This is a genomic window from Desulfuromonas versatilis (genome assembly GCF_019704135.1).
GTDB classification, from domain to species: Bacteria; Desulfobacterota; Desulfuromonadia; order Desulfuromonadales; family NIT-T3; genus Desulfuromonas_A; species Desulfuromonas_A versatilis.
The window spans coordinates 2,919,948-2,942,011 of sequence record NZ_AP024355.1 but is presented as its reverse complement, the minus strand read 5'-3'; the positions used below and the strand labels follow the sequence as shown (position 1 = coordinate 2,942,011).

At 64.5% G+C, this 22,064-nt stretch carries 22 protein-coding genes; 21 read left to right on the top strand and 1 reads right to left on the bottom strand.

Translation table 11 applies throughout. The features are described 5' to 3' along the window. Positions 1-27 precede the first annotated feature (27 nt). The 18 genes from DESUT3_RS13345 to coaBC all read left to right on the top strand — a co-directional run bounded on the left by DESUT3_RS13345 (position 28) and on the right by coaBC (position 18,507). On the top strand, positions 28-882 hold the full coding sequence (locus tag DESUT3_RS13345; RefSeq protein WP_221248979.1) for a DsbA family protein: 855 nt from the start codon (positions 28-30) through the stop codon (positions 880-882). A 27-nt stretch (positions 883-909) separates the two neighbouring features. Continuing rightward, positions 910-3,951, top strand: a complete 3,042-nt coding sequence (locus tag DESUT3_RS13340; protein ID WP_221248978.1) for an OmpA family protein — start codon at positions 910-912, stop codon at positions 3,949-3,951. Positions 3,952-4,103: 152 nt separating this feature from the next. Further along, on the top strand, positions 4,104-4,517 hold the full coding sequence (gene ndk, locus DESUT3_RS13335) for a nucleoside-diphosphate kinase (protein WP_221248977.1): 414 nt from the start codon (positions 4,104-4,106) through the stop codon (positions 4,515-4,517). A 110-nt stretch (positions 4,518-4,627) separates the two neighbouring features. Beyond that, a complete protein-coding gene (rlmN, locus tag DESUT3_RS13330) occupies positions 4,628-5,683 on the top strand; it encodes a 23S rRNA (adenine(2503)-C(2))-methyltransferase RlmN (protein WP_221248976.1) in 1,056 nt (351 codons plus the stop codon). Between the two features lie 102 nt (positions 5,684-5,785). Then, positions 5,786-6,649: an S-methyl-5'-thioadenosine phosphorylase gene (gene mtnP, locus DESUT3_RS13325; RefSeq protein ID WP_221248975.1), complete on the top strand. Its 864-nt coding sequence runs from the start codon at positions 5,786-5,788 to the stop codon at positions 6,647-6,649. 78 nt (positions 6,650-6,727) lie between these two features. Further along, the gene (locus DESUT3_RS13320) at positions 6,728-7,639 is read left to right on the top strand and encodes a PfkB family carbohydrate kinase (RefSeq protein ID WP_221248974.1); all 912 of its coding nucleotides are present in this window, start codon (positions 6,728-6,730) and stop codon (positions 7,637-7,639) included. A gap of 25 nt (positions 7,640-7,664) precedes the next feature. After that, positions 7,665-8,216 carry a hypothetical protein gene (locus DESUT3_RS13315; protein WP_221248973.1) on the top strand — a complete coding sequence of 184 codons (552 nt, stop codon included), beginning with the start codon at positions 7,665-7,667 and terminating at the stop codon, positions 8,214-8,216. Between the two features lie 10 nt (positions 8,217-8,226). Beyond that, positions 8,227-8,976, top strand: a complete 750-nt coding sequence (locus DESUT3_RS13310) for a tetratricopeptide repeat protein (protein WP_221248972.1) — start codon at positions 8,227-8,229, stop codon at positions 8,974-8,976. 4 nt (positions 8,977-8,980) lie between these two features. Then, complete coding sequence (locus DESUT3_RS13305) at positions 8,981-9,949, top strand: helix-turn-helix domain-containing protein (protein ID WP_225911507.1); 969 nt, start codon at positions 8,981-8,983, stop codon at positions 9,947-9,949. Further along, a complete protein-coding gene (locus DESUT3_RS13300) occupies positions 9,946-10,506 on the top strand; it encodes a response regulator (RefSeq protein ID WP_221252552.1) in 561 nt (186 codons plus the stop codon). The genes DESUT3_RS13305 and DESUT3_RS13300 overlap by 4 nt, the downstream gene beginning before the upstream one ends. Beyond that, positions 10,507-11,328, top strand: a complete 822-nt coding sequence (locus DESUT3_RS13295) for a purine-nucleoside phosphorylase (RefSeq protein WP_221248970.1) — start codon at positions 10,507-10,509, stop codon at positions 11,326-11,328. Between the two features lie 162 nt (positions 11,329-11,490). Further along, a complete protein-coding gene (locus DESUT3_RS13290; protein WP_221248969.1) occupies positions 11,491-11,883 on the top strand; it encodes a sigma-54-dependent transcriptional regulator in 393 nt (130 codons plus the stop codon). Between the two features lie 29 nt (positions 11,884-11,912). Continuing rightward, entirely contained in the window at positions 11,913-12,359 is a 447-nt protein-coding gene (locus DESUT3_RS13285; protein ID WP_221248968.1) for a universal stress protein, read from the top strand. Between the two features lie 283 nt (positions 12,360-12,642). Next, entirely contained in the window at positions 12,643-13,809 is a 1,167-nt protein-coding gene (locus tag DESUT3_RS13280) for a response regulator (RefSeq protein WP_221248967.1), read from the top strand. A 76-nt stretch (positions 13,810-13,885) separates the two neighbouring features. Continuing rightward, positions 13,886-15,472 (top strand): NAD(P)/FAD-dependent oxidoreductase, encoded by a 1,587-nt coding sequence (locus DESUT3_RS13275; protein ID WP_221248966.1) that lies wholly within the window; start codon positions 13,886-13,888, stop codon positions 15,470-15,472. Between the two features lie 2 nt (positions 15,473-15,474). Then, complete coding sequence (locus DESUT3_RS13270; protein ID WP_221252551.1) at positions 15,475-16,629, top strand: 3'-5' exoribonuclease YhaM family protein; 1,155 nt, start codon at positions 15,475-15,477, stop codon at positions 16,627-16,629. Between the two features lie 3 nt (positions 16,630-16,632). Further along, complete coding sequence (locus tag DESUT3_RS13265) at positions 16,633-17,262, top strand: MBL fold metallo-hydrolase (RefSeq protein WP_221248965.1); 630 nt, start codon at positions 16,633-16,635, stop codon at positions 17,260-17,262. Positions 17,263-17,310: 48 nt separating this feature from the next. Further along, positions 17,311-18,507 carry a bifunctional phosphopantothenoylcysteine decarboxylase/phosphopantothenate--cysteine ligase CoaBC gene (gene coaBC, locus DESUT3_RS13260; RefSeq protein WP_221248964.1) on the top strand — a complete coding sequence of 399 codons (1,197 nt, stop codon included), beginning with the start codon at positions 17,311-17,313 and terminating at the stop codon, positions 18,505-18,507. A 50-nt stretch (positions 18,508-18,557) separates the two neighbouring features. Here coaBC and DESUT3_RS13255 read toward each other — a convergent pair whose 3' ends face one another. After that, positions 18,558-19,469: a zinc dependent phospholipase C family protein gene (locus tag DESUT3_RS13255; protein ID WP_221248963.1), complete on the bottom strand. Its 912-nt coding sequence runs from the start codon at positions 19,467-19,469 to the stop codon at positions 18,558-18,560. A gap of 254 nt (positions 19,470-19,723) precedes the next feature. On the opposite strand from DESUT3_RS13255, the gene DESUT3_RS13250 reads away from it, so the two are divergent. The 3 genes from DESUT3_RS13250 to DESUT3_RS13240 are packed head-to-tail and all read left to right on the top strand — an operon-like array spanning position 19,724 to position 22,043. Continuing rightward, positions 19,724-20,467 carry a uracil-DNA glycosylase gene (locus DESUT3_RS13250; protein WP_221248962.1) on the top strand — a complete coding sequence of 248 codons (744 nt, stop codon included), beginning with the start codon at positions 19,724-19,726 and terminating at the stop codon, positions 20,465-20,467. 2 nt (positions 20,468-20,469) lie between these two features. Next, entirely contained in the window at positions 20,470-21,237 is a 768-nt protein-coding gene (locus DESUT3_RS13245) for an ABC transporter ATP-binding protein (RefSeq protein WP_225911506.1), read from the top strand. Continuing rightward, positions 21,234-22,043: an ABC transporter permease gene (locus tag DESUT3_RS13240; protein WP_221248961.1), complete on the top strand. Its 810-nt coding sequence runs from the start codon at positions 21,234-21,236 to the stop codon at positions 22,041-22,043. Before DESUT3_RS13245 ends, DESUT3_RS13240 begins: the two co-directional genes overlap by 4 nt. Positions 22,044-22,064 lie beyond the last annotated feature (21 nt).

Genomic DNA, 22,064 nt, shown 5'->3' with positions numbered 1-22,064 from the left:
AGCAACGAGAAAGGAATCCCTGTGTCGATGAAAATGCTTGCAACCATGGCTGGTGGCCTGCTCGCCCTTCAGTTGGGAAGTGCCCAGGCGGCGGGAACCCTCGACTGGCAGGAGGGGCCGGCGCTCAAGCTTGAAGAGGCCCCCCTGGCGGTCCGGGTCGACGCCGAAGGGCAGAAAATCTATGTAATGGGCGACGGTGGCAACATCCTGGTTTATTCCCAGGGCGGCGAGTTGCAAGGCAAAATCCCCGCCGGCAGCGGAACCGACGGTTTCGAGCTGCTCCCGGGCGGAGACCGGTTGCTTCTCAAAAACTCCCGCGCCAAGACCCTCAAGGTGGTGGAGTTGAGCTTCGTGCAGGAATTCGACCTCTCCGCCTCCCCGACGCTGGGACCCGCCGATGCGCCCGTTTCCGTGGTGGTCTTCGACGATTTTCAGTGCCCCTACTGTGCCCGGCTGGCTCCGCAGCTCAAGCAACTGCTGACCAGTTATCCCGAAAAGGTCAAAGTGGTTTTCAAGAACTTCCCCCTGCGCAGCCACCCCTTTGCCAGAAGCGCCGCCATTGCCGCCCTGGCGGCCCACCGCCAGGGCAGGTTCTGGGACTATCACGACCTGCTGTTTGCCAATTACAACCAGCTTGATGATGGGAAATTCCAGCAGTTCGCCCAGCAGCTGCAATTGGACCTCGAGCGCTTCGAGCAGGATCGCCAGGACCCGGAGCTCTGGGCGCTGATCACGCGCGATACCGGGGAGGGGGTCGAGGGGGGAGTGCGGGGCACCCCCACGGTGTTCGTCAATGGTCGTCTGTTGAAAAACAAGAGCCCCGAGGGGTTTGCCGAGGCCATCGAGGGTGCCCTCGGTCGGGGGGGGAGAAAAATGAAGTAAATCGTCTTCCTTTGCCAAGGGGGGCCTGTGAAACTGCTGGAGCATAAGGCTTTAACGGCTCTTTTGCTGGCGGTGTTGCTGATAGCGGGATGCGCCGGGAACCGGGCTTTTCAGGAGGGGGAAGAGCTGGCCAGGGCCGGTGACTATGACGGGGCCGTCAACCGCTACATGGAGGCCGTGACCAGCGACCCGGAGCGTCACGAGTACCGGATGCAATTGCAGTACGCTCGCGGCCAGGCCGCCCTGGGGCACCTGCGCCAGGGCAAGCTGCTGATGGAGCAGGGCGATGCGGCCGCCTCGGCCGTCCACTTCCAACTGGCGGTCAGCCTCGACCCCGGCCTGGAGGCGGCCGGCCAGCAGCTCCAGCTGGCCCGCAACCGGATGCGGGCTTCCCGGCTGCTGGAGACCGCCGAAATCTACCTGGGGCAGCAGCAGCTCCGCCAGGCCGAAAGCCTGGTAAAGAGGGCGCGCTCTCTCGATCCGCAGAACCCGCGGGGCGAGCGGCTGCAGGGGGAGCTGGCCAAGCAGCGGCGCACGGTGCTGGACGGGATCGAGCTGGACCTGCAGTCGACCAGCCCCATCAGCCTGCGCTTCAGCAAAACCCCGCTGCAGGACGTGTTCCGCATCCTCACCGACCTGTCGGGGATCAACTTCATCTTCGAGGAGGATGTTCGCCCGCAACCGGTTTCCCTGCTGCTCGAACAGGCCAATTTCGCCCAGGCCCTGACCCTGATCCTGGAGATGAGCGGGCTGGAGAGAAAGGTTCTCAACCCCAAGACCATTTTCGTGTTCCCCCGCACCCCGGACAAGCTCAAGCTCTATTCCGACCAGCTGATCCAGGCCTTTTACCTCTCCAACATCGACGCCAAAAAAGCCGTGGTCATGCTGCGCACCATGCTGCAGCTGCGCCGGATCTACGTCCACGAGGAGCTCAACGCCCTGGTGATCCGCGCCGAACCGGAGGTGATCAAGCTCGCCCAACGAATCATCGAGGCGGCCGACCGGGACGATGCCGAGGTGGTTTTCGACGTGGAACTGGTGGAGGTCAGCCATGGCGACGATCTGCGCTTCGGCCCGACCCTGCAGGATTACTCGGTGGGGCTCGGCTTCGGCAATCCCAACCGGGGCAGCATCCTCGACAACACGGTTTCCCCCGGCGGGAGTACGGAGAACCTGGCCTCTGGCCTGGGGCGGCTGGAGACCTTCTACTCGCTGCCGGTAGCCACCTTCGAGTTCGCCAAGACCCTGACCGACTCGGAAATCCTCGCCAATCCCAGAATCCGGGTGAAGAACCGGGGCAAGGCCAAGGTCCATGTCGGAACCCGGGAGCCGGTGATCACCGTCACCATCAACGGCGACAACCGCACCGACAACATCCAGTACGTCGATGTCGGGGTCAAGCTCGACGTCGAGCCGAGCATCCGTCTCGACGGCACCATCCTGACCAAGGTCGCGCTGGAGGTCAGCAGCGTCTCCGATCGCGAGCAGACCACCAGCGGCTCCATCGCCCTGACCATCACCACCACCAACGCCCAGACCGAACTCACCCTCAGCGACGGCGAGCAGACCATTCTCGGCGGGCTGATCCGCGACACCCTGAACAAGACCAAAACCACGATCCCGGTGATCGGCAAGATCCCGGTGCTCGGGGATATGCTCAGCGGGCATTCCGAGGACAAACAGAAGCGGGAGATCATGCTCTCCATCACCCCCCACGTGGTCAAGGCCATGGATCTGCCGCGGGAGGACGTGGCCAGCATCTGGTCGGGGACCGAGGACGCCCTCAGGACCGGCCCGAGCTTCGGTCCGTTTTCCGCATCCTACGAGCCTGAATACGATACCGGTGAAGTCGACGCTGCCCCGGCGATGCGGCCCAAAGGACCCTTCCAGTTGCCGGCAGAGCCGGAGCTGCCCGCCGGGGAAACACCGCAGGGGAGGGCCCCCGCCGCTTCTCCGGCCGGGCCGTCTCTAGCCCCGGCGCCGGCAGCCGAACCGGCTAACGAAGGTGTGGCCGAGGCGGCAGGGGCGACCCGGCCGGCCGTGAGCCTCGCCCTGATCGGGCCCGACCGTGGCTACGTCGGCAGGGAGTTGGCGGTGGTGGGGCGGCTTGCGGGGGGCGAAAGCTTCACCGCGGCCAGGGTGGAACTGGCCTACGATGCGCAGAAGCTTGAATTCCTGCGCGCCGAAGATGCGCGCAGCGGGCCGGGCACGGCCCTGTTCACGGTGACCTCGGCCCCGGGGCGCGTCGCCATCGAGCAGGCCCCCGGCCCGGGCGGAAGTCCCCTGGGGGGTGCCGGGAACCTGTTCCGGGCCTATTTCAGGCCCCTGCTCCCCGGCACTGCCTCGATCGAGCCGGACCCGGCGGGGTTTGTGGCGCCCGGCGGGCAGCGCATCGCTGTCGGAGCCACCGGGATGACCCTGGAGGTGTTCGCCCTGCCGGCCGCGAAGGATGAGCGGCCCCAGGCCTCTTCCGGCAGCACGGGGCCCGGGGCCGCGGCGCCTCGCATCGCCCCTTCGGTACCGTCCCCGGGCCAGCCGCCCCTGAAACCGGCGCCGGAGACCGTGGTCAAAGAGGTGGTTTCCCCGCCCGCGCCGCCCGAGGCGCGACCCGGGCCAATGCCCCCGCGGGTCGGGCCCCTCGGCACCGCGCTGGGCGAGCCGGACGCGGGCGAGAAAACGCTTCCTGCGCAGGTTCCCGCTGCCTCTGCGCCACCGACCGCCCCCGGGGAGGACCTGGGGGAGTTTTCTTTCAACGTCTTTGCCCAGCAGACCGGCATCCCCCCCGAATTCGAAACAAAACTGGAGGAGATTGCCGCCCTGGCGAAGTCCCATCCCGCCAGCCGGGTCCTGATCGAGGGGCATACCGACAACGTCGGCCCGGAGGCAGTCAACCTGCGCATATCCAGGCAGCGGGCCCTCGAGGTCCGCAGGGTCCTGCTCGAGAGGTTCGGTCTCGACCCCGCGCGGGTCGAGGCCCGGGGGTATGGTGAACAAAGGCCGGTGGACGAAAACTCCACCCAGGAGGGGCGCCATCGCAACCGCCGGGTGGTGGTGCGGGTGCTGCCCTGAGTCGCGGGCCCGCTCAGAGCCGCCTCCCGGGCGTTTGCCCGGATTGTCTCCGGCGGACGACCTAGCGCTTGACAATTCTCCGGGGTGATGCTAAAAAGCCGGACATTTGCGCGCATCCAACCAAGATTTATAGAGAACGGAGGACATAAGCCATGGAAAGAACGTTCGCCATCATCAAGCCCGATGCCTTCAAGGCCGGTTATGCCGGAAGGATCATCGCCCGCATCTACGCCGAGGGGTTCAAGATCGTCGGCCTGAAGAAGCTCTACATGAGCAAGGTCGAGGCCGAGGGCTTCTACTACGTGCACAAGGCCCGCCCGTTTTTCGGCGAACTGACCGACTTCATGAGCAGCGGCCCCTGCGTCGTCATGGTGCTCGAAGCCGAAGGCGCGATCAAGAAGTGGCGCGACCTGATGGGCGCCACCAACCCGGCCGAAGCCGCCGAAGGCACCCTGCGCAAGGAGTTCGGCTCCTCCATCGGCGAGAACGCCACCCATGGCTCCGATGCTCCCGAGACCGCGGCCTTCGAGATCCCCTACTTCTTCTCCGGGCTGGAACTGCTCTAATCGAAAAGCCAGTTTAGCCTTGTGAATGCCAAGCCCTTCGGGTACAATCCGAGGGGCTTTTTTATTGTAAAATCAGCGGGAAAGATGTTCCCCCGCGGCAAATGGACAGCATGAGCGATACGAACCTGATCGACCTGAAAAACCTCACCCTCGAGGAGTTGACCGATTTTCTCGCCGGGATGGGCAAGGAAAACTTTCGCGCCCGCCAGATCATGCGCTGGATCTATCAGCGCGGAGCCTGCTCCTTTGCAGAAATGACCGACCTGTCCAAGGTGCTGCGCGAAGAGCTGGCCGGCCGGGCTTTCATCTCCGACTGGGTCCCGGAAGTTACCGAGCAGAGCCAGGACGGGACCCGAAAATACCTGTTTCGCCTCGCCGACGGCCAGACCGTGGAATCGGTGCGCATCCCCATGGAGGGCGAGCGCGCCACCCTGTGCATCTCCACCCAGGTGGGGTGCGCCATGCAGTGCGCCTTCTGCCTGACGGGCACCTTCGGCCTGCTGCGCGACCTGGAGCCGGCGGAGATCGTCAACCAGGTCTGCGCGGCCCTCAAGGACGGCCCGATCAACAACATCGTCATGATGGGCATGGGCGAGCCGCTGCACAACCTGGAAAACGTGATCAAGGCCCTGCGGATCTTCTACACCACCGAGGGGTTCGACTACGGCCCGCGCAAGATCACCCTGTCGACTTCCGGGCTGGTCCCCCAGATGCTGGAGCTGGGCAGGCGGATTCGCGTCAACCTGGCGGTTTCCCTCAACGCCACCACCGACGAGGTGCGCGACGAGCTTATGCCGGTCAACCGGCGCTATCCCCTCAAGGAGCTGATGGCCGCCTGCCGCGAGTACCCGCTGCAGCCCCGGCAGCGGATCACCTTCGAGTACATCCTGATCCGCGGGGTCAACGACACCGCGGCGGACGCCAAGCGCCTGGTCAAGCTGCTGCACGGCATCGCGGCCAAGGTCAACCTGATCCCCTTCAACGAGCACGAGGGGTCGGCGTTTCGCGCCCCGCTGGCCGAGAGCATCGAGGCCTTCCAGACCTACCTGCTCGACCGCAACATCGTCGCCATCCGCCGCGCCAGCAAGGGGCAGGACATCTCGGCGGCCTGCGGCCAGCTCAAGGGCAAACTTGAAAAACAGCAAGGGCGCCTGCCGGCGCCTTGATAAATTCAGTGACCGGTGATCAGTGACGAGTAATGAGTAGAAAAGCTTTTACTCCTTACCCCTTACGCCTCACTCCTCACGATCTTTTTACAGGAGATTCACATGTCCCAACCCACCATCGGCGTCATCGGCGGCAGCGGTCTTTACGAGATCGAAGGGCTCACCGATGTGCAGGAAGTTCTTCTGGATACCCCCTTCGGCGCTCCATCGGATGCCTATATCACCGGCACTCTGGAAGGGGTGAAGATGGTGTTTCTGCCCCGCCACGGCCAGGGGCACCGGTTTCTGCCCTCGGAAGTCAATTACCGGGCCAACATCTACGGCATGAAGAAGCTGGGGGTGGAGCGGATCATCTCGGTTTCGGCGGTCGGCAGCATGAAGGAGGAGATCGCCCCCGGACACATGGTGATCCCCGACCAGTTCTTCGACCGCACCCAGGGCAAGCGCGCCTCGACCTTCTTCGGGGAGGGGGTGGTCGGCCATGTCCAGTTCGCCGACCCGCTTTGCGCTGATCTCTCGGAGATCCTCTACCAGTCCTCCCTGGAAGTGGGCGCCACCACCCACAAGGGAGGGACCTACATCTGCATCGAAGGGCCCAACTTTTCCACCCGCGCCGAGTCCAACATCTACCGCAGCTGGGGGGTGGACGTGATCGGCATGACCAACATCCCCGAGGCGCGCCTGGCCCGCGAGGCGGAGATCTGCTACGGCACGGTGGCCCTGGCCACCGACTACGACTGCTGGCACGAGGGGCATGACGACGTGTCGGTGGAGGCGGTGATCGCCATCATCCAGCAGAACGTCGCCACCGCCCGCAACATCATCAAGGCGGCGGTCAAGCGCCTTTCCCAATCCCGCAGCTGTGCCTGCGGCGAGGCGCTCAAGTTCGCGGTGATGACCCACAAGGAACTGATCCCGGAGCAGACCAGGCAGCGGCTGGAGCCGCTGATCGGCAAGTATCTCTGAGCCGGCCTGGCGGCGGCGGGGTTGCGTCACCCGCTTCTTTGCGGTTAAACTTTTTCAGGAAAACAAGGACGGATTGCCGTGAGTATTCTGGTTGTAGGTTCGGTTGCCTTCGATTCGGTGGAAACCCCATTCGGCCAGGTGGAGGAGATTCTCGGCGGGTCGGGGACCTATTTCTCGACCTCGGCGAGCTTTTTCACCGATGTAAGCCTGGTGGCGGTGGTCGGGGAGGACTTCCCCGAGGAACACCTCGATTTTCTGCGCTCGCGCAGCATCGACCTGGGAGGTGTGAAGAAAGCCCCGGGCAGAACTTTCCGCTGGAAAGGGCGCTACGGGTACGACCTCAACGAGGCGCACACCCTGGATACCCAGCTCAATGTCTTCGAAACCTTCAAGCCCGAGCTTCCCGCCGGCTACGAAGACGCCGAGTACGTGTTTCTCGCCAACATCGACCCCGAACTCCAGTTCGAGGTGTTGCAGCAGGTACGCAGGCCCGCCATGATCGCCTGCGACACCATGAATTTCTGGATCGAGGGGAAGCGGGCCGAACTGCTGAAAACCCTGCGCAAGGTGGACACCCTGCTGATCAACGAGGGCGAAGCCCGGCAGCTGGCCGGGGAGGCGAACCTGGTCAAGGCCGCCCGTTCGATTCTCGCCATGGGGCCGCGAACCCTGGTGGTCAAGCGGGGCGAGTACGGGGTGCTCATGTTTACCGAACACTCGACATTCGCCGCGCCGGCCTTCCCCCTCGAGTCGGTTTACGACCCGACCGGCGCCGGGGACACCTTTGCCGGAGGCTTTGTCGGCTACCTGGCCGCAACCCGCAATCACTCGGAGGCCAATGTCCGCAAGGCGATCGTCTTCGGTAGCGTCATGGCTTCGTTCACCGTCGAGGATTTCAGCCTCAACCGCCTGCGGTCCCTCGAGTCCAAGGAAATCGAGAACCGCTTCCAGAAGGTCAAGCTGCTGACCGAGTTCGAAGGGATCGGCTGACCGCTACCGGGCCCGGGAGGCCACGATGTTCAGCTGGAAAAAGGAAATGACTCGGCTGGAGGTGCCGGTTGGCCGGGTGCTGAAGCTGATGCAATCCATGAGCGACGTGCAGGTGGCCTTGCCGGGTTTGACCGGGCAGATGGCCACCGCCTACCTGTGCGCCTATGCGGGGCAGCGGGGGGTGAGGGTCGCGGTGGCGCTCCATCTGCGGGAGAACCACCAGCTGGCCTTTTACCTCAACGACGGGGGCGAGGTGGCCCGCGACAAGGTTGGCGGCCCGTTGAAGGATGGCATCCGCTTTGCCGAGTCCATGGGGTTCCAACTGGACGAGATCGACCTGCAGCAGCTCGGGGAAGCCGAACGAACCGCCCGCTGGGCTTCGCTCCCCCTGGGCCGGGGGCTGGCGCCGCTGCAGCGGCCCGCTGCGGCACCTGCGCAGAAGCCCGCCGCTTCTTCCGCAATAGCCCCGTCGCCGGAGGCTGCCGAAGAGCTCGTGGCACCGCCGACCCCCGCCGAGATGGCGGAAAAACGTGCTGGATTGCTGGAAAACCTCGGACGCTTTCTGGCCTCACTGTAAGGGAGGGCAAGTGCGCAGAAACCTGTACCTGACGACCGTGCTGCTGCTGTTGGCGCTGCTGAGCGGCTGCGGCGCTCCCAAGAAGGCGCCGGACGATGCCGAGGTTCATTACATTCTCGGCCTTTCCTATCTGCGGGAGGGGAATTACACCTCCGCCTTGAAACAGTTCCTGATCGCTGAAAAGGAATCCCCGCGGCGTCCAGACATCCAGGGGGCGCTGGCCCAGGCCTACCAGTTGAAGAAGGCCTACCCCGAGGCGGAACGGCACTACCTGCTGGCCATCGACTACAGTGAGCAGGAGCCCCAGTTCCAGAACAACCTCGCGGCGCTTTATCTGGACATGCAGCGCTGGGACGACGCCCTGGTCTATTTTCGCAAGGCTTCGGGCAACCTGCTGTTCGGCAGCCCTGAAGTGGCCCTGACCGGCGCCGGTTTCGCCCATTTTCAAAAAGGCGATTACCTGGAGGCGTTAATCGCCTACCGGGAGGCCCTCTCCCGCAACCCCCAATATGTTCCGGCCCGGTTTCGCCTCGGCGAGGCCTACTACGCGCTGGACAAAAACGACCTGGCCATCGAGGCCTACCAGGCAGCCCTGGGTATGGCGCCTGAGTTCGCCCAGGGGCACTACCAGCTGGGCCTGTCCTATCTGAAGGAACGGGAAATGGCAAAGGCGGCCGAATCCTTTTCCGAAGTGCTGCGCCTCGCCCCGGACAGCGAGTGGGCCAGGCTCTCCAAAGACTACCTCAAATTGTTGAAATAGGCCGATGACCGCACCCGACCAGCCCAGCCTGGGAACGCTGCTCAGGCAGCGCAGAGAGCAGCGTGGCATGACGCTCGAAACGGTTTCCCGCCAGACCAGGATCAAGCTTGCCTACCTGCAGGCCCTGGAGGAGGACCGCTTCGAGGTGTTTCCCGGCGAGGTCTATCTCAGCGGGTTTCTGCGCACCTATGCCGCATCGCTGGGGCTGGAGGCGGGGAGCCTGCTGGAGCGTTATCGGCAGCAAACCGGCAATCGGCAGGACAAGGGCGAGCAGGCGCTGGCCGGTGAGCTCACCTCGATTCCCATCGAGAGTTCTTCCCCCAGCCGCCCCCTGGTGCGGTTGCTGCTGGCGGCGCTGGTGGTTTTGGCGACGCTGGTTGGAGCGCTGCTGTTCAAGGACTCCCTGCCGCAGGAACCTGCGGAGGTGATTCAGCCGCTGGCCGCGAGCGATGCTCCGGGAGGTGATTCTCCGGGGCCTGCCCTTCCGCAAGCTGTTCCCGAGCCGGCTGCGCCCGAGGCGCAACAGCCAGCTGCGGAGGAGGCGCAACAGCCGGCCTCCGAGGAGCGCGAGTACCCGGGCCCCGGGGAACCGGAAAGGGCAACCGAAGAAACTTCCGTTGCGCTTGTCGAGCCGGTTCCGGCCGCCGAGCCTGCCCCGATCGTCAAGACCGGGGCTCCACCCCAGGCTCCGGTACAACCGCTGGCCCAGCTCAACCCCGGCGGGGCGGCGATGAAGGTTGAGGCGTTGGCTCCCGTTTCCATCGGCATCTCGGTGGATGGCCAGGCGGAGCGCAGATATGAGCTGGCAGCGGCCACCGTGTTGAGCTGGAAAGTCCGCTCCAGCGCGCGATTGTCGGTTTCCGACCCCGCCGCCCTGAGGGTCTGGCTCAACCAGGAGAGGGTGGAGCTGGAAGATCGCTCCGAGCTGGTGCTGAACATTTCTCCAGGCTCGCTGAACGAGGATGGACAATGACCATACAATGCCCTGAATGCGGTGCCCGCTACCGGGTCGACCCTTCCCGGGTCAAAAAGACGGTGGCCCGGGTCAGGTGCCCCAAATGCAATCATCAATTCCAGGTCGATCTGGGAGAGGCCCCGGTGCCTGAGCCCCAGCCGGCAAAGGAAAGTCCCGAGGCAGCAGCGCCGCGGCAGGCGGCGTCGGGACCGGCCATCCTGGTGGTGGACGACTCAAAATTCTTTCGGGAGCTGATTCTGGACGTTCTTCAGCCCCTCGGGGCCCGACTGTTGACCGCCGCCGACGGGGTCGAGGCCCTGGAAATCATCCGCCGGGACCGCCCCGAGCTGGTTCTGCTGGATCTGAACCTGCCGCGCATGGATGGCTACCAGCTGATCCGCGAGGTGCGGGCCGACGCTTCCCTGCAGGCCATTCGCCTGATGGCCATGAGTGGGGTGTACCGCAAAGAGGCCGACGTCGCCAGGGTGGAACTGGCCGGGGCCAACGATTTCATCAACAAATCCTTCAAGCCCGAACAGCTGCAGTATCGGGTCAAAAAACTGCTCGAGGGTTAAATGCCGCAAAGCGGGATCGACCAGTTGGCCGATGCGGTGTTGCGCCGCTGCGGAGACGACCCCTTTGACCTGGCCATCGTGCTCGGTTCAGGGCTCGGGGCGCTGGCTGCCGAGTTGGACCAGGCGGAAGAGTTCGCCTACGGGCAGTTCCCCTGTTTTCCCGAGGGGAGTGTCGCGGGGCACGCGGGGCGGCTGGTTGGCGGAACCCTGCAGGGGTGGCGGGTGCTGCTGTTTCAGGGGCGCTTTCACCTCTACCAGGGGCTCAGCGCCCGGCAGGCAGCGCTGCCGGCGACCATCGCCCATCGCCTGGGTTGCCCCCGGCTGCTGCTGACCAGCGCCGTGGGGGGGATCGAGCCGGCGTATCGTCCGGGCGATTTCGTGTACATCGCCGACCACATCAACCTGCTGGGTGACAATCCCCTGCGCGGGGTTGACGACAACCCCTTCGTCGATCTCTCGGCCCTGTACCGGCAGGACCTGTTCTCGGGGCTTCTCACCCGGGCCCGGGCGCTGGGGATTGGCCTGCACCGGGGGGTGCTCGCCGCCATGCCCGGCCCCTCCTACGAGACGCCTGCCGAAATCCGCATGTTGCGCCTGCTTGGCGCCCAGGTGGTTTCCATGTCCATGGTCCCCGAGGCCATCCTGGCCGCTTACCTGGGGCTGGAGGTCGTCGGCCTCTCGCTGGTGGCCAATGCCGCCGCCGGACTCGCCAGCCAGCCCCTGAACCACGAGGAGGTCCTGGCCGTCGGCCGCCGGGGCGCGGAGCAATTGAGCGCCCTGGCCAGGGAGCTTATCCGCCTCTGGCAGCAAAATCCCGTCTGAAATTCCCCCGATCCTGTTCCCAAGACCCCCGCAGGGTTTCCGTGGGTCCTTTAAGGCCATGGAATCATTTATTTTTTTCGAAGGGAATCAGCCTGTCTGTTGCTTGACAGTGCACTGGCGCATGGTAGAATTTCCTTGAAAATATGCCAAGGAGTAGATGTTTTGGGGCGAAAAATCGACAAAATTTTAATCGTAGACGACGAGGAGAATGCTCGAATCGGGCTGAGCAAACTCCTGTCCCAGGAAGGGTACCAGGTCGACAGTGTCGGCAACGGCTATGAGGCGCTGGAATTTCTTCGTCAGCAGAAAGTGAACCTGGTGATCAGCGACATCAACATGCCCGGAATGAACGGCCTGGCTTTCTTGCGGGAACTGAACCGCAACTACCCCAGCACCAACGTCATCATGATCACCGCTTACGGGGGAGTCGAGTCTTACCTGGAAGCGATGAATCTCGGGGCGTTCGAGTACATCCATAAACCGGTGAAACTTGATGAACTCAAATCGGTGATGAAGAAGATCCACAACGGTAAACAGCACGTTGGTAACTCCTAGTTGTCAGCCACCATCCCTGGGGAGGAGCGATGAAAGACTTCAAGAGCATTGTCTACGCGACGGACTTTTCGGAAAGCTCCGACTATGCATTCAAGTATGCCCTTGCCCTGGCCAGGAAGTTCGGGGCCCGGTTGAACGTGGTTCATGTCATCAACGAACCCGTGGACCTGCGGGGCTTCTATGTGCCGCACATCTCCTTCGAAAAACTGGAGGAGGAAATCGAGGAGGGGGCGCAAAAGATGATGGAGAAGTTCTGCCGCACCCACATGCGCGATTTTGACAATTACCAGACCTTTATCGTGCCCGGCATCCCCTACGACGAGATCATCAAGAAGGCGCAAGAGGTTTCCGCGGATCTGATCGTGATGGGTACCCATGGGCGCACCGGCCTGGATCACGTGCTGTTCGGCAGCACCGCCGAGAAGGTGGTGCGCAAATCCGCCATCCCGGTCATGACCATCCGCATCCAGGAGTAGCCTCGCCAGAGGTCCCCGCCTATACCGGAAAAGACGGCCCGCCGGCCGTCTTTTCCGTTTTGTCCCCACCCCGCCAAGGCCGGCCTTTCCCCCTTGTCAAACCAGACCGGGAAGGTTATTCTGTGTCCCGGTTTCCCGGGTGTTGTCGTTATTGCTTCGGTAGTTGAATATCGAAATCCGGTGGTGGTGTCGGGGCGCGGTTCCCGAGCCGAGGGCGGGGAAACCCCGCCCCTACGTATCCTTGCTGAATCGTTGGAGCAATACTCAGAAAGTGTCGGCAAGCATGGTCAAAGATCGAATTCTGGTGGTGGACGACGAGAAGATCATTCTCGAGCTCACCTCGATGATCCTCAAAAACAGGGGATACCAAGTCCTTACCGCCGAAAGCGGCGCCGAGGGGCTGGCCGTGGTGGAGCGCGAAAAGCCCGCGGCGGTGCTGCTCGACTACATGATGCCGGTGATGGACGGCATGACCGCCCTGAAACAGATCCGCCAGCGCTTTCCCGATACCTACGTGATCATGTTCACCGGAAAGGGGAGCGAGGAGATTGCCGTCGAGTTGATGAAGGCCGGCGCTTCGGACTACATCCTCAAGCCCTTCAACAACCAGGACCTGGTCGAGCGGCTGGAAAACGTCCTGCGCATTCGGCGCATCGAACTGCACAACAAGGAGCTGCGCCAGGAGCGCGAACGGCTGCTGCGGGAGATCGAGAAGTGGAACCAGGAGCTCGAACAGCGGGTCGAAGAAAAATCCCGTGAACTCGAGCGGGCCCACGCCGAAATCCTGCAGGCCGAGAAACTGGCCTCCCTCGGGCACCTCTCGGCGGGGATGGCCCATGAAATCCGCAATCCTCTGAACTCCATCAGCCTTTTCGGGCAGATCCTCAGGTCCGGTCTCGAACAGGACCCGGAGATGTCCGGTTACGCGGATAAGATCCTCAAGGAGGTCGACCGCATCGACGGCATCCTGGTGCAGTTGCTGGCCGCCAGCAAACGTCCTCGCTTTGAACTGGAGCTGGTCAGCGTCGCCGAGGTCCTCGCAGGGGTCCTGGAAGGCTTCGACGCGCAACTGGCAGCCCTGGGGATCGACGTGGACAGTCAGCTGCTCTCCACCCCGCCGCAAATTCTTTCTGACTCCACCGAAATCGAGCAGATATTCAACAACCTGATCGCCAACGCCATCTACGAAATGCAGGACGGCGGGCGGCTGGGGGTGCGCCTCGACCACGACGCGACCAAGATCCGGGTCGATATTTCCGATACCGGCCGCGGCATCCCCAAGGAGAATCTGAACAAGATTTTCGACCCCTTTTTCACCACCAAGACCAAGGGGACCGGCTTCGGTCTCTCGGTGGTGCTGCGTATCGTCAAGACCTACGGCGGCCGGATTTCGGTGGAAAGCACCGAGGGGCAAGGCACGGTCTTCCACATCGAGCTGCCCCTGAGTTGAGCGCCGTGAATCTCCCCCTTTGGCATCGCCCACAGCGCCGCGTCCGCTGGCCCGGGGTGGGCAAGGATTGCCTGCCATGGGCTTGAGACTCAGGGAAGTCACCCTGACCCTCGAGGAGCCCGAATCGCTGCTGGCGCAAAAGGTCGCTCGCGAACTGGGGCTCCAGGTTGCGGACCTGGGAGAGCTGCGGGTGGTGCGCCGGGGCATTGACGCCCGTAAAAAGCCCAATGTCCTGCGGGTCTTCACCCTGGAGTTCACCCATGCCGACGAAGCCGGGGTGCTGCGCCGCAACCAGGCCAATCGCCGCCTGGAGGCGGCCCTTCCGAGCGCGCCGCCGGGCATTGTCCCGGTGGGGCGCAGCCACCGCTGCGTGGTGGTGGGGATGGGGCCGGCCGGGCTGTTTGCCGCCCTGCACCTGGCCCGCTGCGGGGCCGCGGTCACCCTGGTGGAACGCGGTCGCCCGGTGGAGGAGCGGGTGCGGGATGTGCGCCGCTTCTGGAACGGGGAGGGGCTGGACCCGAAGAGCAACGTGCAGTTCGGCGAAGGCGGGGCAGGCACCTTTTCCGACGGCAAGCTGACCACCCGGGTCAACAACCCATGGATCCGCCTGGTGTTGCAGACCCTGGTCGAGTGCGGCGCGCCGGCGGAGATCCTCACCCAGGCCAAGCCCCACGTCGGCACCGACCGGTTGCGCCTGGTGCTGATCAATCTGCGCAAGACCCTGCTTGCCGCGGGGGTCGATATCCGCTTCGAGACCTGCCTGACCGGAATCGCCACCAGCGGCGGGCGGGTCAGTGCCGCGGTATTCGACGAGAAGGACGAAACCGGCTGCGACAGCCTGGTGCTGGCGCCGGGACACAGCGCCCGGGATACCTACCGGATGCTGCAGCGCAGCGGGGTCAGGCTCGAGGCCAAACCCTTTGCCGTCGGCCTGCGGGTTGAACACCCGGTGGAGCTGATCAACCGCATCCAGTACGGTTTCGAGCGCCACCCAAGCCTGCCGGCGGCCGATTACGCCCTGACCTGGAATGACCCGGAGAGCGGCCGTGGGGTATACTCGTTCTGTATGTGCCCGGGGGGCGAGGTGGTCATCTCCTCCTCCGAGCCGGGCGGCATGGTGGTCAACGGCATGAGCCCGCGGCGCCGCGACGGGGCCTGGTCCAACAGTGCGCTGGTGGTCGGCGTGCGGCGCGAGGATTTTCCTGGGGACGACCCCCTGGCCGGGGTCCGGTTCCAGCGGCACTGGGAGGAGGCGGCGTTTCGCGAGGGGGGCGGCGATTACCACGCTCCCGGGCAGAACCTGCTGGCCTTTCTCGGCAAGGGGCGTGGCCCGCTGTTCTCCACCTGCCGACCCGGGGTGCGCGAAGCCGACCTGACGCGGGTCCTGCCGGATTTCGTGTCCCGGGGCCTGCGCCGGGCACTGCCCCATTACGAGCGGCGGATGCGCGGCTTCGTCAGCGCGGAAGCCTGCCTGGTCGGGGTGGAAACCCGCACCTCGGCGCCGCTGCGGATCGTGCGCGGCGCGGACGGCCAGTCGCTCTCCCACCCGGGGCTCTTCCCGGCCGGCGAGGGCGCCGGCTATGCCGGCGGCATCATGAGCGCCGCTCTGGACGGCCTGCGGGCCGCCGAGCAGATCGTAAACCAAGTAAGAATCGGGAGTTGATGTTGAAGAAAGTTTTCGTGGAGCAGATCCGTGAGCGAGACTGGGTGGAGAGCCCCTTCCTGGTGCGCGATAAAATCATGGCCATGGCCAAAAACGGCAAGCCCTACATGACCCTCAAGCTGGTGGATCGCACCGGCGAGGTGGAGGGACGGGTCTGGGACCGGGTGGACGAGTTTGCCGGGCGTTTCGAAAAGGACGATTTCATCCAGGCCAGCGGCAAGGCCAGCGTCTATCTCGGCAAGATGCAGCTGGTGATCCAGGACCTGGAGCGGGTCGCGGAGCAGCAGATCGACCTGGCCGATTTCCTGCCGGTCTCCCAGCGCCGGCCCGAGGAGATGGTGGCCGAGCTGCGCGGCAAGGTCGGTGCCTTGAGCGATCCGCATCTCAAGTCGCTGATGGAGGCGTTTCTGGCCGACGCGGCGTTTTTGAAGGCCTACAGCCAGGCCCCGGCGGCCAAGTCGATGCACCATGTCTACCTGGGCGGCCTGCTCGAGCACTCTTTGGCGGTAGCCAGCCTGGCCGAGGACGTCACCGCCCGCTATCCCGGGCTCAATCGCGACCTGCTGGTGGTCGGGGCGCTGCTGCACGACATCGGCAAGGTCAGCGAGCTGCGCTACGAGCGCTCCTTCGATTACTCCGACGAGGGCAAATTGCTCGGGCATATCGTCATGGGGGTGGAGATGGTGGAGGAGAAAGTCCGCCAGCTGCCCGGCTTTCCCAGACCCCTGGTGACCCTGGTCAAGCACCTGCTGCTCTCACATCACGGCCAGTACGAGTACGGCTCGCCCAAACGGCCCAAAACCCTCGAGGCGGTGATCCTCAACTATCTGGATGATCTCGACTCGAAGATCAACGGGGTGCGGACCCATATCGAAAAAGAGCCCGACAACAGCAACTCCTGGACCAGCTACCACCGGCTCTACGACCGCTATTTCTTCAAGGGGACGGCGGGCGACCCTCCCCAGGGCGAAACCCGACCTGCGGCCCCTGTCGCGGTGGAGCCGCCCAGGGCCCAGGAGCCCGCCAAGCCGCAACAGGAAAAACCCCGGGAGCGGGGGGCCAAGCCCGACCACGGCAAACGGCTCGGGTTTTCCCTGGCCGACCAGCTGCGGGGCAAGAGCCTGGACCTGTTCACCGCCGACGATGACAAGGAGTGAGTCATGAACCCTGAAATTCTGCCTGTCGGCCCGCTGCAGGTGAACTGCGCCATCTTCAGCTGCCCCGAAACCGGCGAGGCGATGATCATCGACCCGGGCGACGACGGCGAGAGAATCCTGGAGCTGGTGCGCAGGGCGGGGCTGCAGGTGAAGCTGATCGTCAACACCCACGGCCACTTCGACCATGTCGGTGCCAACCGCCTGCTGGTGGAGAAAACCGGCGCTCCGCTGCTGATCCATGCGCTGGATGTGCCGCTGCTGCAGCGGGCGGTCGAGCACGCCGCCCTCTACGGGCTGAAGGCCGTCCCCTCGCCGGAGCCGGAGCGCACCCTGAACGACGGCGAGGTGCTCAGCCTTGGCACCCGGCGGGTCGAGGTCATCCACACCCCGGGTCATTCCCCCGGTGGGATCTGCCTGCTGGCGGGCAATCACCTGTTTTCGGGAGATTCGCTGTTCGCCGGGTCCATCGGCCGCACCGATCTGCCGGGAGGCGACCACGCCTTGCTGGTTGCCAAGGTGCGCCAGAAGCTGCTGGTGTTGCCCGGCGAGACCATCGTGCACCCCGGCCATGGTCCCGACACCACCATCGCCCGGGAAAAGGCCAGCAACCCCTTTGTCGGGGACCGGGCCTGAGGTGGACTTGAGACGGGGGGCAACAAGCGCGAAAGCGAGGGTCAGGGTATGCTGAGAGGCAAGCGGATCGTACTGGGGGTGAGCGGCGGCATCGCCGTCTACAAGGCGGTGGAGTTGCTGCGGCTTTACGTCAAGGCCGGCGCCGAGGTGTCGGTGATCATGACCCGGGCGGCCCAGCAGTTCGTCACCCCGCTGACCTTTCAGACCCTTTCGGGCAATCCGGTGCACACCGACCTGTTCGACCTCTACCAGGAGAAGGAGATCGGGCACATCTCCCTGGCCGACCGGGCCGAGCTGTTCGTGGTGGCGCCGGCCACCGCCAATGTGGTGGGCAAGGTTGCCGGGGGGATCGCCGACGACCTGCTGACCACCACCATCATGGCCACCAAGGCCCCGGTGCTGTTCGTGCCGGCGATGAACGTGAACATGTGGGAAAACCCCCTCTACCGCCAGAACCAGGAGAAGCTGACGGGGCTGGGCTATCACTTCATGGAACCGGCCACGGGCATGCTCGCCTGCGGCTGGGAGGGGAAGGGGAAGCTGCCCGACCCCCAGGCCATTCTCGAGCAGACCCAGGCCCTGCTCGGCCCTGCCGACCTGGCCGGGGAGACGGTGCTGGTCACCGCCGGCCCGACCCGCGAGGAGCTCGACCCGGTGCGTTACCTGAGCAACTACTCCTCGGGGAAGATGGGCTACGCCATCGCGGCGGCCGCCAGAAACCGCGGCGCCCGGGTGATCCTGGTCAGCGGCCCGACCTGCCTGGACGCACCCTGCGGCGTGGAGCTGCATCAGGTGGTCAGCGCCAGGCAGATGCGCGAGGCGGTGCTGGCGCAGGCCGCCTCCGCCAGCATCATCATCAAGGCCGCGGCGGTGGCCGATTACCGCCCCGCCCAGGCCGCCGCGCAGAAGATCAAGAAGACCGGCGCCGAGGCGCTGACCCTGACCCTGGAGAAGAATCCGGACATCCTGGCCGAGCTGGGGCGGATCAAGGAGCAGCGGATCCTGGTCGGGTTTGCCGCGGAAACCGCCGACCTGCTGGCCAACGCCCGCAAAAAGCTCACCGAGAAGGGCCTCGATATGATCGTCGCCAACGACGTCTCCCAGCCGGGGGCCGGCTTCGACGTGGATACCAACATCGTGAGGCTGCTTTATCCCGACGGCCGCGTGGAGGAGTTGCCGCAGATGAGCAAGGACGAGGTGGCCCACCGGCTGCTCGACCGGGTGGCGGGGTTGCGTAAGGCGTGAGGCGTGAGGCGTGAGGCGTAAAACTTTTACGGTCCACGGCCCACGGCTTTCTAGATCACGGAGAGCAGTTCCAGCAGGCGGTCGGGGCTGGTGATCCCTTCCCGGAAGCGGGGTTTGAGCTGGGCCAGAATCTCCTCGGCTTCCCGCTCGGGGAGCTTGCCGTCGAGCCAGAGAAGGTTGAGGTTCTTGCGGATCATCTTGGCTGCGTTGATGGCCCGTTCGCCGGTCGGGTCCGCTTTCCAGTAGGGGCTCTGCTCGAGGTCGCCCAGGATGCTCTCGGTGATGGTGCGGGCCAGGCCAAGGTAGTCTTCGCGATCGACCTCGCTGATGGTCCATTTGGAGGAAATCGCCAGCGAGCGGAGCATCTTCTGCCACTGCTGGAGGCGATTGAGCAGCAGCATCGAGTTGAAGATCCGCTTGTTGGTCTTGAAGGAGAATATCGTGTCCGAGAGCACGCTGCGCAACAGCGCGTCGTTCTCCGCGAAGTCCTTGCGGGCGATGGTCCGCGCCAAGGTCCAGATTTCCGGGTCGATGTGGGCTTCGAAGCGGATCTCCCAATAGGTGTGCTTGAGCATCACCGTGTTGAAAGAGCGCACCATCTTGAAGGGAACGAAGTAGGAGTGGGCCACGGTGTCGGCCGCCAGGTGACCCAGATAGCCGTAGGCGCAGGCCCGCTGCGAGTTGGTGCGGGCCGCCTCGAGGATGTTTTTGCCCATGCGCCAGGAATGGCAGTGCTGCAGATAGTGGGTGTACTTTTTCCCCAGGGTGATGTCGGCGCTGATGCAGCCGTAGAGGAAATCGTGGGGGTAGGTGGTCAGCAGGGTCTGCAGGGCGGGGGGGAGCAGCTGCAGGTTGGCCAGGATGTGCGAGCCGATCTGCAGATGCACGCCGATCCCCCAAGCCAGGGCCGGCTCCGGGATGAATGCCAGGATGAGGGTGAAGAACGCTATCAGTAAAGCCATCGGCTCGGTCGGGTAATTGCGAAATCCCCGCATAGGGGGGATTTACATTGCAATCCGTGGGTTCGGGGCGGAAATTGGGGTAAGTGCTCGGCCCGGACAAGGGATTCAAAAAATCCGCGACGCCCCCGTGGGTTCGTCGTTGGTTTTCTGAACGCCCGGGAAGGCCAACCGCTTGCGCGCTGGCCCGGTCGGAACTCACGGTGTCAGGTTAAATTCTAGTCGTTCCCAGAGCAGCTGTAAATATTCAAAAAAATATGACTGATCCCATTAACAGTGAATTGTTGGAAACCCTCGGCCAGATCCGCGGTTTTTTCCAGGATCTCCAGCAGGTCGGAATTGGGGAAATCCCCCTCCAGGAGTTGCCCGCGGAATTGCCGGCCTGTCCTCCCGGTATCTGTGGGGTCGACCGGGGCGGCGACGCCCTGTGCAGGGCCGAGACCCTGGAGGAGATCCGTGCCGAGCTCGAAGGTTGCCAGCGCTGTCCGCTGTGCCAGGGGCGCAGCAACATCGTCTTCGGGGTGGGCAACCCCAATGCCCGCCTGGTTTTCGTCGGCGAGGCACCCGGCCGCGAAGAGGATGAAAAGGGCGAGCCCTTCGTCGGCGAAGCGGGGCGACTGCTCGATCGGATCCTTTTCGCCATGGGCCTTGAGCGTTCAGAGGTCTATATCTGCAACGTCGAGAAGTGCCGCCCCCCGCAAAACCGCGATCCCCGCCCCGAAGAGATCGAGGCCTGCGAACCCTTTCTCAAGCGCCAGCTCGCCGCGATCGGTCCCCAGGTCATCGTGACCCTCGGCAAGTTCGCCGCTCAGACGCTGCTGCGCGACCAGGCGCCGATCAGCCGACTGCGGGGGCACTGGCGAGAGTACGAGGGGGTCGCGCTGCTGCCGACCTTTCATCCGGCCTTTCTGCTGCGCAATCCCGCCTCCAAACGCGAGGTCTGGGAGGACATGAAACAGGTTCTCGCCAAGCTGCGCCAGCTGTCCGGGGAGGGGCGCTGAGCTTGGAGCCGGCCAGACTCCGTATTGATGAGGTCCGCAAGCTGGCGCGCGGTCGCGACGGCAACCCCGTGGAGATCCTCAAGGGGGTTTCCTGCGAGGTGTTCGCCGGAGAAATCCTCGCCCTGGTCGGCCCCTCGGGGGGCGGCAAAAGCACCCTGGTGCGCCTTCTCAACCGGCTGGAGGAACCAAGCGCCGGCAGCATTCTGCTCGATGGCGAGGACCTCCGCCAGATGGACCCCCTGCAGGTGCGCCGCCGGATCGGCATGGTGCTGCAGAAGCCCTACATGTTCCCCGGGAGCGCCGGGGAAAACCTGCTCAAGGCTTTTTCCCTGCGCCACGAGCCCGTCCCCCCCCTTGATTCCCCCCTGGTCGCCGAGACCCTGGAGCTTTGCCGATTTCCGGCCGATCTGCTCGAACAGGAGGCCCGCTCCCTTTCCCTGGGCCAGCAGCAGCGCCTGAACCTGGCCCGTTGCCTGGTCACCGCTCCCGAGATCGTCCTGCTCGACGAACCGACCAGCGCGCTGGACCGGCCAACCGCCGACCGGCTCGGCGCCGGACTGGCCGAATTTGCCCGCCGGCGCCGGGGGGCGGTGCTGATGGTGACCCACGACCTGCGTCTGGCGGAAAGGATTGCCGATCGGCTGGTCTACCTCGAGGCGGGGGAGATCCTCGAACAGGGAGCCTGCCGAGAGCTTCTGGCCGCCCCGCGGACCGGAGCCCTGCGCCGTTTTCTCTCCGCCCCCGAAGAGCTTGAGGAGGCCTGCCCATGAACCGGGGAATCATCGATCTGACCACGGCCGACCTGGCGCTGGTCTACGGCCTGGTTCTGCTGACCGTGGGTTTGGCGCGGTGGCGGGGAATCGGCCAGGAGCGGGAAATGCTCTGGGCCTCGCTGCGGATGGTGGTTCAGCTGTTTGCCGTCGGCTATGTGCTGCACCTGATATTCGCCCTGCAAAGCGCGGCGCCGGTGCTGTTGATCCTGCTGATGATGGGGGTCTTTGCCGTGCAGGCGGTGGCCGGGCGGGTCAAACAGAAGATGCCCCGTTTCTACCGTGTGGTGGCCCTGGCGATCTTCGTCGGCTGCGGCGGTGCGACCTTCTTCTTCTGCAACCTGGTGATCGGCTTGTCGCCCTGGTACGATCCGCGCTACCTGATACCGCTTGCCGGGATGATCATCGGCAACTCCATGACTGGCGCGACCCTGGCCGCCGAGCGCCTGGCGGCGGAGATGAAGGAGCGCCGCGAGGAGATCGAAACCTCCCTGTGCCTGGGGGCGACTTCCACCCAGGCGGCCCGCAGTGCCGTGCGCAGCGCCTTCCGTGCCGCCCTGATCCCCTCGGTGAATTCCATGGCCGCCATGGGGATCGTCTTTTTACCGGGGATGATGACGGGGCAGATTCTCTCCGGGACCGAGCCGATCATTGCCGTCAAGTACCAGATCGCCATCATGTGCGTGATCACCGGCAGCGTCGCGGCCACCTCTCTGCTCATCCTGGTGCAGGGTTACCGGGGATACTTCACCTCAAACCACCAGTTGCGGGATCTTTCCGACTTCAATCCCCGGGCAGGAGGGTGAGAATCTCGCCGGGGCGCTTCC

Bases quoted from the DNA above. Each gene is read 5' to 3' on its own strand.
- DESUT3_RS13345 (WP_221248979.1), top strand. From the start codon at position 28: ATGAAAATGCTTGCAACCATGGCTGGTGGCCTGCTCGCCCTTCAGTTG.
- ndk (WP_221248977.1), top strand. From the start codon at position 4,104: ATGGAAAGAACGTTCGCCATCATCAAGCCCGATGCCTTCAAGGCCGGT.
- rlmN (WP_221248976.1), top strand. From the start codon at position 4,628: ATGAGCGATACGAACCTGATCGACCTGAAAAACCTCACCCTCGAGGAG.
- mtnP (WP_221248975.1), top strand. From the start codon at position 5,786: ATGTCCCAACCCACCATCGGCGTCATCGGCGGCAGCGGTCTTTACGAG.
- DESUT3_RS13315 (WP_221248973.1), top strand. From the start codon at position 7,665: ATGTTCAGCTGGAAAAAGGAAATGACTCGGCTGGAGGTGCCGGTTGGC.
- DESUT3_RS13305 (WP_225911507.1), top strand. From the start codon at position 8,981: ATGACCGCACCCGACCAGCCCAGCCTGGGAACGCTGCTCAGGCAGCGC.
- DESUT3_RS13300 (WP_221252552.1), top strand. From the start codon at position 9,946: ATGACCATACAATGCCCTGAATGCGGTGCCCGCTACCGGGTCGACCCT.
- DESUT3_RS13295 (WP_221248970.1), top strand. From the start codon at position 10,507: ATGCCGCAAAGCGGGATCGACCAGTTGGCCGATGCGGTGTTGCGCCGC.
- DESUT3_RS13285 (WP_221248968.1), top strand. From the start codon at position 11,913: ATGAAAGACTTCAAGAGCATTGTCTACGCGACGGACTTTTCGGAAAGC.
- DESUT3_RS13280 (WP_221248967.1), top strand. From the start codon at position 12,643: ATGGTCAAAGATCGAATTCTGGTGGTGGACGACGAGAAGATCATTCTC.
- DESUT3_RS13275 (WP_221248966.1), top strand. From the start codon at position 13,886: ATGGGCTTGAGACTCAGGGAAGTCACCCTGACCCTCGAGGAGCCCGAA.
- DESUT3_RS13265 (WP_221248965.1), top strand. From the start codon at position 16,633: ATGAACCCTGAAATTCTGCCTGTCGGCCCGCTGCAGGTGAACTGCGCC.
- coaBC (WP_221248964.1), top strand. From the start codon at position 17,311: ATGCTGAGAGGCAAGCGGATCGTACTGGGGGTGAGCGGCGGCATCGCC.
- DESUT3_RS13255 (WP_221248963.1), bottom strand. From the start codon at position 19,469: ATGGCTTTACTGATAGCGTTCTTCACCCTCATCCTGGCATTCATCCCG.
- DESUT3_RS13250 (WP_221248962.1), top strand. From the start codon at position 19,724: ATGACTGATCCCATTAACAGTGAATTGTTGGAAACCCTCGGCCAGATC.
- DESUT3_RS13240 (WP_221248961.1), top strand. From the start codon at position 21,234: ATGAACCGGGGAATCATCGATCTGACCACGGCCGACCTGGCGCTGGTC.